12 protein-coding genes and 1 pseudogene are annotated in these 14,492 nt (G+C 73.4%); 8 read left to right on the forward strand and 5 right to left on the reverse strand.

Features of this window, described 5'->3' with window-relative positions:
* Positions 1-3: 3 nt before the first annotated feature.
* Positions 4-4,764, reverse strand: a complete 4,761-nt coding sequence (locus ACFW9D_RS13520) for an ATP-dependent helicase (RefSeq protein ID WP_384621310.1) — start codon at positions 4,762-4,764, stop codon at positions 4-6.
* A gap of 80 nt (positions 4,765-4,844) precedes the next feature.
* On the opposite strand from ACFW9D_RS13520, the gene ACFW9D_RS13525 reads away from it, so the two are divergent.
* From ACFW9D_RS13525 to ACFW9D_RS13540, 4 genes are all read left to right on the forward strand, one after another.
* Complete coding sequence (locus tag ACFW9D_RS13525) at positions 4,845-5,702, forward strand: AraC family transcriptional regulator (protein WP_384621313.1); 858 nt, start codon at positions 4,845-4,847, stop codon at positions 5,700-5,702.
* Between the two features lie 101 nt (positions 5,703-5,803).
* Positions 5,804-6,547, forward strand: a complete 744-nt coding sequence (locus ACFW9D_RS13530; RefSeq protein WP_384621360.1) for an AzlC family ABC transporter permease — start codon at positions 5,804-5,806, stop codon at positions 6,545-6,547.
* Complete coding sequence (locus ACFW9D_RS13535) at positions 6,544-6,852, forward strand: AzlD domain-containing protein (protein WP_384621316.1); 309 nt, start codon at positions 6,544-6,546, stop codon at positions 6,850-6,852. Before ACFW9D_RS13530 ends, ACFW9D_RS13535 begins: the two co-directional genes overlap by 4 nt.
* A gap of 149 nt (positions 6,853-7,001) precedes the next feature.
* Positions 7,002-8,282, forward strand: coding sequence for a PucR family transcriptional regulator (locus ACFW9D_RS13540; protein WP_384621318.1), 1,281 nt, complete (start codon positions 7,002-7,004; stop codon positions 8,280-8,282).
* Between the two features lie 14 nt (positions 8,283-8,296).
* Here the strand turns inward: ACFW9D_RS13540 and ACFW9D_RS13545 are convergent, their stop codons facing one another.
* Complete coding sequence (locus ACFW9D_RS13545; protein ID WP_384621321.1) at positions 8,297-9,265, reverse strand: hypothetical protein; 969 nt, start codon at positions 9,263-9,265, stop codon at positions 8,297-8,299.
* A 79-nt stretch (positions 9,266-9,344) separates the two neighbouring features.
* Between ACFW9D_RS13545 and ACFW9D_RS13550 the strand changes: the two genes are divergently transcribed.
* Positions 9,345-9,539 carry a DUF3046 domain-containing protein gene (locus ACFW9D_RS13550; RefSeq protein ID WP_384621323.1) on the forward strand — a complete coding sequence of 65 codons (195 nt, stop codon included), beginning with the start codon at positions 9,345-9,347 and terminating at the stop codon, positions 9,537-9,539.
* Between the two features lie 59 nt (positions 9,540-9,598).
* Positions 9,599-10,828, forward strand: coding sequence for an AI-2E family transporter (locus tag ACFW9D_RS13555; protein WP_223205913.1), 1,230 nt, complete (start codon positions 9,599-9,601; stop codon positions 10,826-10,828).
* 42 nt (positions 10,829-10,870) lie between these two features.
* Here the strand turns inward: ACFW9D_RS13555 and ACFW9D_RS13560 are convergent, their stop codons facing one another.
* The gene (locus ACFW9D_RS13560; protein WP_384621327.1) at positions 10,871-11,215 is read right to left on the reverse strand and encodes a DUF6191 domain-containing protein; all 345 of its coding nucleotides are present in this window, start codon (positions 11,213-11,215) and stop codon (positions 10,871-10,873) included.
* A gap of 249 nt (positions 11,216-11,464) precedes the next feature.
* On the opposite strand from ACFW9D_RS13560, the gene recA reads away from it, so the two are divergent.
* Together recA and recX are read left to right on the forward strand one after the other, a co-directional pair.
* Positions 11,465-12,586: a recombinase RecA gene (gene recA / locus ACFW9D_RS13565; RefSeq protein WP_188336479.1), complete on the forward strand. Its 1,122-nt coding sequence runs from the start codon at positions 11,465-11,467 to the stop codon at positions 12,584-12,586.
* Positions 12,587-12,589: 3 nt separating this feature from the next.
* Positions 12,590-13,372 carry a recombination regulator RecX gene (recX, locus tag ACFW9D_RS13570; RefSeq protein WP_384621330.1) on the forward strand — a complete coding sequence of 261 codons (783 nt, stop codon included), beginning with the start codon at positions 12,590-12,592 and terminating at the stop codon, positions 13,370-13,372.
* A gap of 190 nt (positions 13,373-13,562) precedes the next feature.
* Here the strand turns inward: recX and ACFW9D_RS13575 are convergent, their stop codons facing one another.
* Together ACFW9D_RS13575 and ACFW9D_RS13580 are read right to left on the reverse strand one after the other, a co-directional pair.
* Positions 13,563-13,970, reverse strand: coding sequence for a rhodanese-like domain-containing protein (locus ACFW9D_RS13575; RefSeq protein WP_384621362.1), 408 nt, complete (start codon positions 13,968-13,970; stop codon positions 13,563-13,565).
* 44 nt (positions 13,971-14,014) lie between these two features.
* Positions 14,015-14,389, reverse strand: a pseudogene (locus ACFW9D_RS13580) (cysteine dioxygenase); the annotation flags it as partial.
* Positions 14,390-14,492: the final 103 nt, after the last annotated feature.

The raw sequence follows: 14,492 nt of genomic DNA on the forward strand, positions 1-14,492 counted from the left end.
GGTCTAGGCGCGCAGGCGCAGGCCGCGGGGCGTCGCATGGAAACCGGCTCCTTCCAGGAGAGGGGCGTACGGGGAGGTCAGTGCCGCCGTCCCGTTGATCCGCTCGACCGTGATCGTGCCGAGCGCGCCGGAGCGGGCCGCGTCGGCCAGCGCCTGGGCGGCGGCGGGCAGTCTCGGATCCGCGGCGACCCCGGCCGGGGTCGGATCGTCCGGCCCGTCGGCAGCCGGCCAGGCCAGCAGGGTCTTGCCGCCGCGCTCCATGTAGACCGTCAGCTCGCCGTCGACGAGCACGACCAGGGAGCCCGCCTTGCGGCCCGGCTTGTGACCCGCGCCCGTCGGGGGCTCCGGCCAGGGCAGGGCCGCCCCGTACGCGTTCGCCGGATCGGACGCGGCCAGGACCAGGGCGCGGGGCGCCGCACCCTTCGGGGCCGGGGCGTCGACGGGCGCGTACGGGTCGGGCGGGGCCGCACCGCGATCGCGCGCGTTCGCCGCCGCGCGCAGGCGGTCCACCGCGCCGTCCATCGCGAACTGGGCGGCGCCGAGCCCCTCCACCACATAGCCGCGCCGCGCCTGCCCGCTCTCCTCGAAGACGGACAGGACGCGGTACGTCGCCGAGAAGCCGCCCTCGACGCCCTCGGCGGCGACCGCGCCCCGGGTCACCACGCCGTGCCGGTCGAGCAGGGTCCGCGCCAGGGCGTGCGCGCGCACGGTCGCGTCGGGCTCCTGGTCCGGCAGCACCGACCAGCGCCCGGCGACCGTGGGCGGGCCGGTGCGCGAGGCGGGGCGGGCCCCGCCGGTGAGGCTTCCGTAGCGGCTGCGCGGGACGGCTCGGCGCGCGCGGTGCGCTGTGGAACCGGCGGTGCGGCCGGAGCCGAGCAGGGCGCGCATCGGGGCCAGCGTGTCGTTGGTCAGCCGCCCGGACCAGGCGAGCTCCCAGATGGCGTCCGCGAGTTGGGGATCGGTCGCCTCGGGATGGGTCGTGGCACGGACCTGGTCGGCGATCTGACGGAAGAACAGGCCGTAGCCGCCGGACAAGGCGTCCAGGACCGCGCGGTGGAGCGGTGACTGCTCCAGAGGGTGCGGGGGCGGCAGGAGCAGGGGCGCGGTGTCGGCCAGATAGAGGCTCACCCAGCCGTCCTTGCCGGGCAGGGAACCGGCGCCGGCCCACACCACCTCCCCGGTCGCGGTCAGCTCGTCCAGCATCGCGGGTGCGTAGCCGCTCACACGGGACGGCAGGACGAGCTTCTCCAGGGCCGAGGCCGGCACGGATGCGCCCTGCAGCTGTTCGATCGCCCGCACCAGGCCGTCGACGCCGCGCAGGCCGTGGCCGCCGACGTGCTGCCACTGGGGCAGGAACTGGGCCAGCGCGGCGGGTGGCACCGGCTCCAGCTCGTGCCGCAGCGCGGCCAGCGACCGGCGGCGCAGCCGGCGCAGGACCGCCGCGTCGCACCACTCCTGGCCGATCCCCGCCGGATGGAACTCGCCCTGCACGACCCGGCCGGCCGCGGCCAGGCGCTGCAGCGCGCCCTCGGTGACCGCGGCGCCCAGGCCGAAGCGCGCGGCGGCCTGCGTCGAGGTGAACGGCCCGTGCGTACGGGCATAGCGGGCCAGGAGGTCGCCGAGCGGGTCCTTGACGGGCTCGGTGAAGGCCTCGGGGACACCGACCGGGAGCGCCGTGCCCAGCGCGTCCCGCAGGCGTCCCGCGTCCTCGATCGCCGCCCAGTGGTCGGTGCCCGCGACCCGGACGCGGATCGCGCGGCGGGCGCCCGCGAGCTCCTCGGCCCAGCCGGGCTCCGCACCGCGCTCCGCCAGCTCGGCGTCCGTGAGCGGGCCGAGCATGCGCAGCCGGTCGGCGACGCCCTCGGCATCCTTGATCCGTCGGTCCTCGGTGCGCCACTGGAGCTCCTGCTCCAGCTCCGCGAGCACGTCCGCGTCGAGCAGCTCGCGCAGCTCCGCCTGCCCGAGCAGCTCGGCCAGCAGCCGCGAGTCCAGGGACAGGGCGGCCGCGCGGCGCTCGGCGAGCGGCGAGTCCCCTTCGTAGAGGAACTGCGCCACGTAGCCGAACAGCAGGGAACGGGCGAAGGGGGACGGCTCCGGAGTGGTGACCTCCACGAGCCGGACCTTGCGCGACTCGATGTCGCCCATCAGCTCCGCGAGGCCCGGTACGTCGAAGACGTCCTGGAGGCACTCCCGTACGGCTTCCAGGACGATCGGGAAGGAGCCGAACTCGCTCGCCACCTCCAGCAGTTGCGCCGCGCGCTGGCGCTGCTGCCACAACGGTGTGCGCTTGCCGGGATTGCGCTTCGGGAGCAGCAGCGCGCGGGCGGCGCACTCGCGGAAGCGGGAGGCGAACAGGGCGGAGCCGCCGACCTGATCGGTGACGATCTGGTCCACGTCCCCCTTGTCGAAGGCGACGTCCGCCGCTCCGATGGGCGCCTGTTCGGCGTCGTACTCCAGACCCGGCTTGGAGGGCTCCTGGTCGAGCAGGTCCAGGCCCATCAGGTCGGCGTCGGGCAGCCGCAGCACGATCCCGTCGTCGGCGTGCATGACCTGGGCGTCCATGCCGTACTTCTCGCCGAGCCGGGCGCCGAGGGCGAGCGCCCAGGGAGCGTGCACCTGGGCGCCGAAGGGGGAGTGGACGACGACCCGCCAGTCGCCCAGCTCGTCGCGGAAGCGCTCCACCACGATGGTGCGGTCGTCGGGGACGTGCCCGCACGCCTCGCGCTGCTCCGCCAGGTAGGACAGCACGTTGTCCGCGGCCCAGGCGTCCAGTCCTGCCGTGGCGAGCCGGCCGCGCGCGTCCTCGGGAGCCAGCGAGCCGACCTCGCGCAGGAACGCGCCCACCGCGCGCCCCAGTTCGAGCGGGCGGCCCAGCTGGTCGCCCTTCCAGAACGGCAGGCGGCCGGGGACACCGGGGGCGGGGGAGACCAGGACGCGGTCGCGCGTGATGTCCTCGATCCGCCAGGAGCTGGTGCCCAGCGTGAACACGTCCCCGACCCGGGATTCGTAGACCATCTCCTCGTCGAGCTCGCCGACGCGGCCGCCGCCCTTCTTGGGGTCGGCTCCCGCGAGGAACACCCCGAACAGGCCCCGGTCCGGGATCGTGCCGCCCGAGGTGACGGCGAGCCGCTGGGCGCCGGGGCGGCCCGTGACCGTGCCGGCCACGCGGTCCCACACCACGCGCGGGCGCAGCTCGGCGAACGCGTCGGACGGATAGCGGCCCGCCAGCATGTCGAGCACGCCCGTGAAGGCCGACTCCGGGAGCGAGGCGAACGGGGCGGCACGGCGTACGAGGGCGAGCAGATCGTCGACCTGCCACGTGTCCAGGGCGGTGATCGCCACCAGCTGCTGGGCCAGCACGTCCAGTGGGTTCGCCGGGACGCGCAGGGACTCGATGGAGCCCGCGCGCATGCGCTCCGTCACCACCGCCGACTGCACCAGGTCGCCCCGGTACTTCGGGAACACGACACCGGTGGAGACCGCGCCCACCTGGTGACCCGCGCGGCCCACCCGCTGGAGCCCGGACGCCACCGAGGGCGGCGACTCCACCTGCACGACCAGGTCGACCGCGCCCATGTCGATGCCCAGCTCCAGGCTCGACGTGGCGACGACCGCGGGCAGCCGGCCCGCCTTCAGGTCCTCCTCGACCAGCGCGCGCTGCTCCTTGGACACCGAGCCGTGATGCGCGCGGGCGATGACGGTGGGGGCGCCCGCCGCCGCGCCCGAGCCGCCCATGAGCTCCGCCGGGGAGTGGTCCTCGGGAAGCGACTCTCCTGTGGTGCGCTCGTACGCGATCTCGTTCAGCCTGTTGCACAAGCGCTCCGCCAGGCGGCGGGAGTTGGCGAAGACGATCGTCGAGCGGTGGGCCTCGATGAGGTCCGCGATGCGCTCTTCCACATGCGGCCAGATCGAGGGGCGCTCGGCTCCCTGGTCCGAGTCCGCCACCGGCGAACCGCCCAGCTCGGCGAGGTCTTCCACGGGCACGACCACCGACAGGTCGAACTCCTTGCCGGACGGCGGCTGGACGATCTCCACCTTGCGCTGCGGCGACAGATAGTGGGCCACCTCGTCGACCGGGCGGACCGTCGCCGACAGACCGATGCGGCGGGCCGGGCGCGGCAGCAGTTCGTCGAGCCGCTCCAGGGAGAGCGCCAGATGCGCGCCGCGCTTGGTGCCCGCCACCGCGTGCACCTCGTCCAGGATCACCGTCTCGATGCCCGTCAGCGCGTCCCGCGTCGCCGACGTCAGCATCAGGAACAGCGACTCGGGCGTCGTGATCAGGATGTCCGGCGGGCGCGTGGCCAGCGCCCTGCGCTCCGCCTGGGGGGTGTCGCCGGAGCGGATCCCGACCTTCACCTCCGGCTCGGGCAGGCCCAGGCGCACCGCCTCCTGCCGGATGCCGGTCAGCGGACTGCGCAGGTTGCGCTCGACGTCGACCGCGAGCGCTTTCAGCGGTGACACATAGAGGACCCGGCAGCGCTTCTTCGGGTCGGCCGGCGCGGGCGTGGACGCCAGCTGGTCCAGCGCCGCGAGGAACGCCGCCAGCGTCTTGCCGGAACCGGTCGGCGCCACGACCAGCACGTCCGAACCCGCGCCGATCGCCCGCCACGCCCCGGCCTGCGCGGACGTGGGCGCGGAGAAGGCCCCCGTGAACCAGCCGCGGGTCGCGGGGGAGAAGCCGTCGAGCGCCGCGTGGGTCCCACGGGCGTCGAGGGCGCTGTGAGCGTCGCCCGTGTCCCGGGCTCCGTCGCTGGACCTGACCATGCCCCCATCCTGCACCCCACCACTGACATCAGCCGTGACCTGCGGAAACGGTGAACTCACGGCGCGTGACATGACGCAGAATGGAGGCCATGGCGGGACAGGGCGAATGGGCACGGCACTGGCAGTACGAACGGCTGCCCGGACTCGACCTGCTGCGCGCCCGCTACGTCCGGCACACCTTCCCGCGCCACAGCCACGACGGCTTCGTCTTCGGCGCGGTCACGCACGGCGTCGAGGCGGTGGGCATACCCGGCGACACGCTCCACGCGGGCCCCGGCAGCGTCGTCATGATCAACCCCGAGGTCGCGCACACCGCGAAGGCGGGCGGGCCCGACGGGTGGGCGTACTTCACCCTGTACCCGTCGGCCGAGCTCGTCGCGGAGGTCGCCGCCGAGACCACCACGGTCCGCGGCAGCGCCGCCTTTGCGGAGCCCATCGTCACCGACCCCTACGCTGCGCGGCTGATCCGTGAGGTGCACCGCGCGGCGGAGCAGGGCAACGCGCTGGCCGCCGACAGTCTGCTCCGGGTCGTGCTCGCCCGGATGCTCCGCGACCACGGCACCGCGATCGAGGCCCGGCCGCGCCGCTCCGCCGGGGCCGCCGCCGCGGCCCGCGCGCGGGAGCTCCTGGAGAACCGGATGACGGACCCGCCCTCCCTCGACGCCCTCGCGGCCGAACTGGGCACCAGCCCCTTCGCCCTCCTGCGGGCGTTCCGCGACGCCTACGGGATGCCGCCGCACGCCTGGCTCACCGACGCGCGCGTGCGGCGCGCACGCGGCCTCCTGGAGGCGGGCACACCGCCGGCCGACGTCGCCGCGACAGTGGGTTTCACGGACCAGCCCCATCTGAACCGGCACTTCACCCGCATCGTCGGGGTGCCGCCGGGCGCCTACCAGAAAGAGCGCACGAGGGAGCGCAAGAACGTACAAGACCGCTGAGGCCCGCCTCTCGTAGCGTTCACGACGTGGCAGAACAGGACCTGGCTGAACAACAGGCGGCTGAAGAACAGTCGACCGAACGACAGCCGACATCGACAGACATACGGGCCGAGGAGACAGGCGACGGGGCCCGCAAACCCGATGCCGCCGTCGTCCGGGACGCGCTCGGCGTCGGCGTGGCCGTCGGACTCTCCGGCTTCGCCTTCGGCGTGACCTCGGCGGGCAGCGGCCTCACCGTGCTCCAGACGTGCGCGCTCAGCCTTCTGGTCTTCACCGGGGCCTCGCAGTTCGCGCTCGTCGGAGCGCTGGCGGGTGGCGGCAACCCGTTCACGGCGGCGGCGGGCGCCTTCTTCCTCGGGGTGCGCAACGCGTTCTACGGGCTGCGGCTCTCCCAACTGCTCGCTCTGCCGCGCGCGGTGCGCCCGTTCGCCGCGCACTGGGTGATCGACGAGACAGCCGCCGTCTCCCTCGCGCAGCCGACCCGGCGCAGCGCCCGGATCGGCTTCACCGTGACGGGCCTGACCCTGTACGTGCTGTGGAACCTGACCACCCTCCTGGGCGCCCTCGGCGCGGAGGCCCTCGGCGACACCGACGCGTGGGGCATCGACGCCGCGGGACCGGCCGTGTTCCTCGCCCTGCTCGCACCCATGCTGAAGAGCACCACGGAGCGTGCTGTCGCGGGCATCGCCGTCGTCCTGGGGCTGGGACTGCTGCCCGTGCTGCCCGCGGGCGTGCCCGTACTCGTCGCCGCACTGGCCGCACCGGCCGTGCTCTGGGCCGAGGGCCGCAAGCGCGGTGACCGGCGCGCGTCGCGTCGCGCGTCGCAAGGAGGAGAGCACCGATGAACTTCTGGATGGCCATCGGAGTCACCGTGGTCGGCTGCTACGCGGTCAAGCTCATCGGCCTGCTCGTGCCCGCCGGCGCGCTGGAACGCCCTGTGGTGCAGCGCCTCTCGGCGCTGCTGCCGGTCGCTCTGCTGGCGGCGCTCACGGCCCAGCAGACGTTCGCGGACGGCCGCGTCCTGGTGCTCGACGCCAAGGCCGCCGGGGTCGCGGCGGCGGCCGTCGCCCTGGTGCTGCGTGCCCCGTTCCTCGTGGTGGTCGGCGCCGCCGTCGTGGTCACGGCGGGAGTGCGCGCGCTGGCCGGATGACCGGACCGCGCGGGACGCCTGGGCAACCGGATGACCGAGTCGCGCGGGGCGCCTGGGTAACCGGATGACCGATCCGCGCGGGGCGCGTGGGTAAGGTGACGCCTCCCAGCGCCCCGACCCCGCGGGCCCAGCCGAGGGAGGCCCCGCACGTGCCCCTGTCGCCCGAGGCGCGGTCCCTGGCCGCCCGCTGCGAACCCCGCGTCAACGAACTGGCCCGCCGCATGTCCCGGGAGTCCTTCGAGGCCCTCCCGGGCTACGCCGAGCTGCCCGACGACGTGAAGGACATCGAGATCGCGGCCACCGCGCGGCACGGCGTCCGCCTGTTCCTGCGCAAGGTCGGCGAGCCCGGTGAGGCCGGGGGCGGCGGGCGGGGCCGGGACGGCGACCACCGGCTGTTCCGCGAGCGGGCCGCCCAGCGCGCCGAGGAGGGCATGCCGCTGCACCTCCTGCTGCGCACCCACACCCTCGGCGTCTACGCGCTCTGGCAGACCCTGCGCGACGTCGCACGCCCCGGTGAGGAACCCGCGCTTCTCGAACTGGTCGACGCCCTCCTGCGCTCCCACACCGGAGTCGTGGGCGCCGTCGCCGAGACCTACCTCGACGAGCGGTCCGCCCTGGAGGCCGAGCGGCGCGCGCAACGGCGGTCGTCGGTGCGGGGCCTGCTCGACGGGATGCTCCCGCCCGGGCACCCGCTGCTCGCCCCGTTCCGCCTGGAAGGGCCCGCGCTCGTGCTGGCGCTCGGTCTGGAGGCACCCCCCGAGGAAGGCCCCGTGGCGGTGCGGCGCCGGCTGCGCCGCGTGCAGAGCGTGCTGGAGCACGCCTTCGGCGCGGACGTGCTGACCGTGGTCGAGGCCGACGGCGGCCGCGTCGTCGTCCCGGGGGACTGCGAGCCGTCCGGCGACCTGCCGCGGCTCCTGCGCCGGGCCAGCGGCCTGCGCGTCCGCGTGGCGGCCGTGCGGGCCGACGAGCCCGGCCGGATCGCGGAGGCGGCCCGCACCGCGACCGAGATCCTGCGCATCGCGCGCGTGTGCGGCCTCCCGCACGGCCTCCACCGGCTCGACGACGTCCTGCTCGAGTACCACCTGTCGCGGCGCGACGAGAGCAGCGGCCGCATCGCCGCCCTGCTCGACCCGATCGCCACGCGCCCCGAGCTCCTGGAGACGCTGCGCACACACCTGGGCCACCAGCAGGACCGCAGGGCGACCGCCGGAACGCTCGGACTGCACCCGAACACGGTGGACAACCGCCTCGCGAAGATCGCCGAACAGACCGGCCTCGATCTCTCCTCCCCACGGGGCACCGCACTCGCGATCGCGGCCCTCTTGTTGCGAGACGCGGACGAGGCGGACGGCGCGGACCGGACACCTGCCATGGAGGACGCGGGCAGGCCGCTCGCGTCGGAGTCCTCCTACAAGGCGGACGCTTCCTAGAAGTCGGACGCTTCCTACAAGGGGCGCCCGTAGGCGCGCAGGGTGCGCAGCGCCTCGACGGTCACAAGGGGGCGCGCCTCCAGGACGACCGCCGGGGACCACTGGCGCCAGTTGACCGGCCAGCCGCCGTCCTCCTGCTGCTCGCTCTCCAGGTGGTCCAGCGAACGCGCCATCTCCTCGTCGGTGAACCACGCGCACGCCAGTGACTCCGGCGTCTTCGCGTAGTCGTGCGGGAAATGATGCTCACCCGGTGCGTAGCCGGGCGACACCTCGTAGGTGTCCCGCTTCGCGGGGTCCAGCACGGCGAGGCGCTGCTCGCGCACCAGGCGGCCGAGCCGGTCGGCGGCGGCACGCGCGCGTGAGCGGTCCGGCACACCGTCGAGGAAGGCGACCGCCGCCTCGATCTCGTACGGATGCGAGGTCTTCAGGGAGTCGACCGCGGCCCAGCAGAACTCAGTCGCCCGGAACAGCCAGGCGTGCCACACCTCGTTGCGGTGCAGCAGACCGACGACGGGACCGGTGGCGAGCAGCTCGCTCGGCGGGTCGTCGACCACCGGCACGAACGGGGCATGGGGGTAGCCGCGCTGGCTGGGAAGCACCGCCGGAAGGGCTCCTTCCGCAGTGGAGATGGCGGTGAGATAGCGGCACACGTGGTCCGCCCGCCGGCCCGAACAGCGCCCGATCGTGTCCAGGACGCGGAGCGCGTGCCCGGTGTGCAGGGGCTGGCTGACCGGACCCCGCAGATCGGGTTCGAGCGCGTGTCCGTAGCCGTCGTCCTCGGTGCCGTAGGCGTTCAGGGCGGTCTCGACGGCATCGGCGGCGGCGTCGGACTCGCCCGTGAGGAAGTGATAGGCGAAGCGGCGCTGCTCCAGGACGCGTGCGGTCGACCAGATGAACGCCTCGGCCCGCGCGAGCCGCGACGCCGGGGGCGAGGAGGGTGAGGAGGGCGATGAGGGGCGTGGGGATGCTCCGGTTCCGGCCATGTTCCGACCGTAGGGCGCACAGCCCGTACGACAAGTGCCCCGGGCCCGGCTGCACTCTCAAGGGCGGGATACTGGGGTCATGCGGTTGACGGTCTTCTGGCAGCTAATGGCGGATCACTTCGGATCCGGGTACGCGGACACGTTCGCGCGCGACCACGTGATGGCGGGGCTCGGCGGGCGCACGGTCCACCAGGCGCTCGACGACGGCTGGGAGGCGAAGGACGTCTGGCGCGTCGTGTGCTCCGCGATGAACGTGCCGGCGGAGAAGCGCTGAGCAGGGTGACGGATCGGGGGCGGTCACGGGTTGTCGGTGACGTGGGCGAGACTGGCACGGTGGCAGCGACAGACGAGACCCTCCAGACGGCCGACGCCGCACCGCCCGGCACGACGCCCCCCGCGGCGCCTCCCGGCCCGGTGCCGCGCGCGGGCATGCCGCGCTGGCTGCCGCGCGCCATGGTGCTCGCCCTCACCCTCATCGCCTGTTTCCAGCTGGGCAGTTGGGCCTTCCACCAGGTCACCGGGCTGCTGATCAACGTACTGATCGCGTTCTTCCTGGCACTCGCCGTGGAGCCCGCCGTGAGCTGGATGGCGGGCCGGGGCATGCGTCGCGGCCTCGCCACGGGCATCGTCTTCCTCGGCGTGATGATCGCCGGAGCCGGCTTCATCGTGCTGCTCGGCTCGATGCTCGCGGGCCAGATCGTGGACATGTTCGAGGACTTCCCGAAGTACCTCGACCAGGTCATCAACTGGATCAACCAGACGTTCCACACGGACCTCAACCGGGTCGAGGTCCAGGACAGCCTGCTCCACTCGGACTGGCTGCAGAAGTACGTGCAGAACAGCGCGACCGGCGTCCTGGACGTGTCCACACAGGTGCTCGGCGGGCTGTTCCAGCTGCTGACGATACTGCTGTTCTCGTTCTACTTCGCCGCCGACGGCCCGCGGCTGCGGCGTGCCCTGTGCTCGGTGCTGCCGCCGGCCAAGCAGGCCGAGGTGCTGCGCGCCTGGGAGATCGCCGTCGACAAGACGGGCGGCTACCTGTACTCGCGCGGTCTGATGGCGCTGATCTCCGGGATCGCGCACTACATCCTGCTCGCGCTGCTCGACGTGCCGTACGCGCCCGTGCTCGGCATGTGGGTCGGACTCGTCTCACAGTTCATTCCGACGATCGGCACGTACCTGGCGGGCGCGCTGCCGATGCTGATCGCGTTCACGGTCGACCCCTGGTACGCGCTGTGGGTGCTGGGCTTCGTCGTGGTCTATCAGCAGTTCGAGAACTATGTGCTGCAGCCGAAGCTGACCGCGAAGACGGTCGACATCCACCCCGCCGTCGCCTTCGGCTCGGTCATCGCGGGCACGGCGCTGCTCGGTGCCGTCGGCGCGCTGATCGCGATTCCGGCGGTCGCGACGCTGCAGGCCTTCCTCGGCGCGTACGTGAAGCGGTACGACGTCACCGACGACCCGCGGGTGCACGGCCACCGCAGACGGACCGGGGAGTCGCTCGCGGCGCGCCTGCGACGTGCGGTGCAGGGGCGCCGGCAGAACCAGGAGCAGGCCGACTGATCCGGGGGACGGGCCGACCGGTCCAGGGGAACGGGCCGGCGCCTAGTCCTGGGTACGGGCCGGCGCCGACGGGTCCGGGCGCGGCACGCGGACGACCGCGGTGCCCCCGGCCAGATCCACCGTCGTCCGGTTCGGCGGCGCTCCGTCGTCCTCGCCGTCGGGCAGCACCAGAGCGGACTGCCGCTCCTTCAGCTCGTTCTGCTTGCCCGGCGACAGGCTCGCGTGCAGCTGCTCGAACCCCGTTGCCGATATCTGGCCCTGCCGCGCACTGTTGCGCCACGGCAGCACGCCGGCCCGGCCCGCGCGCAGCAGCAACTGGTCGGTGAAGGCGATCACCGTCAGGAGGATCACGAGCCCGGGCAGGGTCATGAAGAAGACGAGTTCCATGGCACCAGTATCGGGACCGGATCCGTCGCCCGTGCCCCGCGTGGTGCGCTTGACACTAAAATCGAACATCCATTCTTATTGAGTGTCCAAGGGCTCGCTGCCCAGGATTCCCAAGGGGTCCGGGTGGCGGTGGCCCGGCGAGGAGCCTCGAGTTATCCACAGGCGGACGGGCGTCGAGGCCGATTGTCAGTGGCAGGCGTTAGCGTCTTTGACGTGAAGCGATCGACACAAGCAAACCGGGTGGAACCCATGGCAGGAACCGACCGCGAGAAGGCGCTCGACGCCGCGCTCGCACAGATTGAACGGCAATTCGGCAAGGGCGCAGTGATGCGCATGGGCGAGCGGCCGAACGAGCCCATCGAGGTCATCCCTACCGGGTCGACCGCGCTCGACGTGGCCCTCGGCGTCGGCGGCCTGCCGCGCGGCCGTGTGGTCGAGGTCTACGGCCCGGAGTCCTCCGGTAAGACGACCCTGACCCTGCACGCCGTCGCCAACGCCCAGCGGGCCGGCGGCGCGGTGGCCTTCGTGGACGCCGAGCACGCGCTCGACCCCGAGTACGCGAAGAAGCTCGGCGTCGACATCGACAACCTGATCCTGTCGCAGCCGGACAACGGCGAGCAGGCTCTCGAGATCGTCGACATGCTGGTCCGTTCCGGCGCCCTCGACCTCATCGTCATCGACTCCGTCGCCGCGCTCGTGCCGCGTGCGGAGATCGAGGGCGAGATGGGCGACTCGCACGTGGGTCTGCAGGCCCGCCTGATGTCCCAGGCCCTGCGAAAGATCACCAGTGCGCTCAACCAGTCCAAGACCACCGCCATCTTCATCAACCAGCTGCGCGAGAAGATCGGCGTGATGTTCGGCTCGCCGGAGACCACGACCGGTGGCCGCGCGCTGAAGTTCTACGCCTCGGTGCGTATCGACATCCGCCGCATCGAGACCCTGAAGGACGGCACGGAGGCGGTCGGCAACCGCACCCGCTGCAAGGTCGTGAAGAACAAGGTCGCGCCCCCCTTCAAGCAGGCCGAGTTCGACATCCTCTACGGGCAGGGCATCTCCCGTGAGGGCGGCCTGATCGACATGGGCGTGGAGCACGGCTTCGTCCGCAAGGCCGGCGCCTGGTACACGTACGAGGGCGACCAGCTCGGCCAGGGCAAGGAGAACGCGCGCAACTTCCTGAAGGACAACCCCGACCTGGCCAACGAGATCGAGAAGAAGATCAAGGAGAAGCTCGGCGTCGGTGTCCGTCCGGAGGAGCCGGGCAGCGAGCCGGGCACGGACGCGGCGGCGGCCACGGCGCCCGCCGAGGACGCGGCGAAGTCGGTCCCCGCGCCCAAGGCGGCCAAGTCCAAGGCCGCGGCGGCCAAGAGCTAGTCCGTGACACGACGCACCGACTGGGCCGAGTACGACGCCGGCCCCGCCGTCCCCGAGGACCGGGGGCACGGCGGTGCCGGGCAGTACGACGACGCCGTGCCCGGGGAAGCCGGGTACGACGTCGCTCCGGGGGAGGGCGCGGTGGACGGACCGCGCCGTGGTGGACGTTCGCGCGCCGCAAGCGGGTCGCGCGGGCGGCGGCGCCGGGGCGGGTTCGGGGATCCGCCCGGCGCCGCGCAGGACGACGGTTCCCCCGACTCGTCGAGGGCCGGGCGAGGGGAGCCGTCAGGGGACCCGGCGGAGCGGGCGCGGAACATCTGTCTGCGCCTGCTCACCGGGACCCCGCGCACCCGCAAGCAGCTCGCGGACGCGCTGCGCAAGCGGGAGATCCCGGACGAGGTGGCGGAGGAGGTGCTGTCCCGGTTCGAGGAGGTCGGACTGATCAACGACAGCGCCTTCGCGGACGCCTGGGTCGAGTCCAGACACCACGGCCGGGGCCTCGCGCGCCGGGCCCTCGCGAGGGAACTGCGCACCAAGGGGGTCGACTCCGCCGTGATCGACGAAGCCGTGGGGCAGCTGGACTCGGACCAGGAGGAGGACACCGCCCGCGAACTCGTCGCCCGCAAGCTCCGCTCCACCCGGGGCCTCGACCGGGACAAGCGCCTGCGCCGCCTCGCCGGCATGCTCGCGCGCAAGGGCTACCCGGAGGGCATGGCACTCCGCGTGGTCAGACAGGCCTTGGAGAAAGAGGGGGAGGACACGGAGGACCTGGGCTTCCCGGACTGAGCCCGAGGCCTTCCGTTGAGCCCCCTCTCCTGACCGTCTCCCGGGGCGCGCTCTCCTGACCGTCCGCTCCCGGGGCCCGCTCTCCTGACCGTCCGCCTTGGGCCCGTTCCCCTGACCGCCCCTCCTCAGCGCCCTCTCCTGAGCAGGCCCTTCTGTGCCCAGCCCTCCCGGGTCCTCCCCAGCAGCGCTGTCAGGCGTCCGGCCCCGTCACCGGCAGCCCCTCCGATCGCCAGGCCTGGAAGCCGCCCACGAGGTCCGTGGCCCGGTGCAGGCCCAGTTGTCGCAGGGACGCGGCCGCGAGGCTGGAGGCGTAACCCTCGTTGCAGACCACCACGACGCGGAGGTCGTGGCCCGTCGCCTCGGGGGAGCGGTGGCTGCCCCAGGGATCGAGCCGCCACTCCAGCTCGTTGCGCTCCACGACGAGGGCGCCCGGGATCAGACCGTCGCGCTCGCGCAGCGCCGCGTAGCGGATGTCGACCAGCAGGGCGTCGCCGGCGGAGGCGAGCGCGAAGGCCTCGCGCGCCTCGATCCGGTCGAGACCTGCTCGCACGCGCGCGAGCAGGTCATCGATACCGACGGGAGCCGGCACGGAGTCCAGGCCGGGATTCGGGCCGGGATTGGGGACAGGGTTCGGGGGCGTGGTCACTGCCAGTCCTCCGGGCGTTCGACCGCCTCGAGGCGCAGGACCTGACCCGTACGGCTGTACCGGCGGATCCGCGGCAGCGGCGGATAGTAGGCGTGGACCGAGACGGCGTGCTCGGTGGGGGACGGGTTGAGGACCTCGTGCACGTGGTGGACGCCGAAGGCGCGCCCCGTGCCCGGGCCCAGCGCGCGTTCCCTGTCGACGTCCTCGGACAGCTCCAGGGTCTTCCAGCCGTCCGTGGGCAGGCGCGTGGCCAGGGAGTTCTCGGTGAGTTGGCCGGACGCGGTGAGGAACGCGCCGACCGAGTCCGCGTGATCGTGCCAGCCCGTGCCGGTGCCCGGCGGCCAGCCGATGAGCCAGGCCTCGCGGGCCCCCCCCCCCGCCCCCCCCCCCCCCGGGGGGGCCCGCGGGGGGGGGGGGGGGGGGGGCCCGGGGGGGGGGGGCGCGGGGGGGGGGGGGGGGGAATAAACGACATGT

The organism is Streptomyces sp. NPDC059524, assembly GCF_042749255.1.
Taxonomy (GTDB): Bacteria; Actinomycetota; Actinomycetes; order Streptomycetales; family Streptomycetaceae; genus Streptomyces; species Streptomyces xanthii.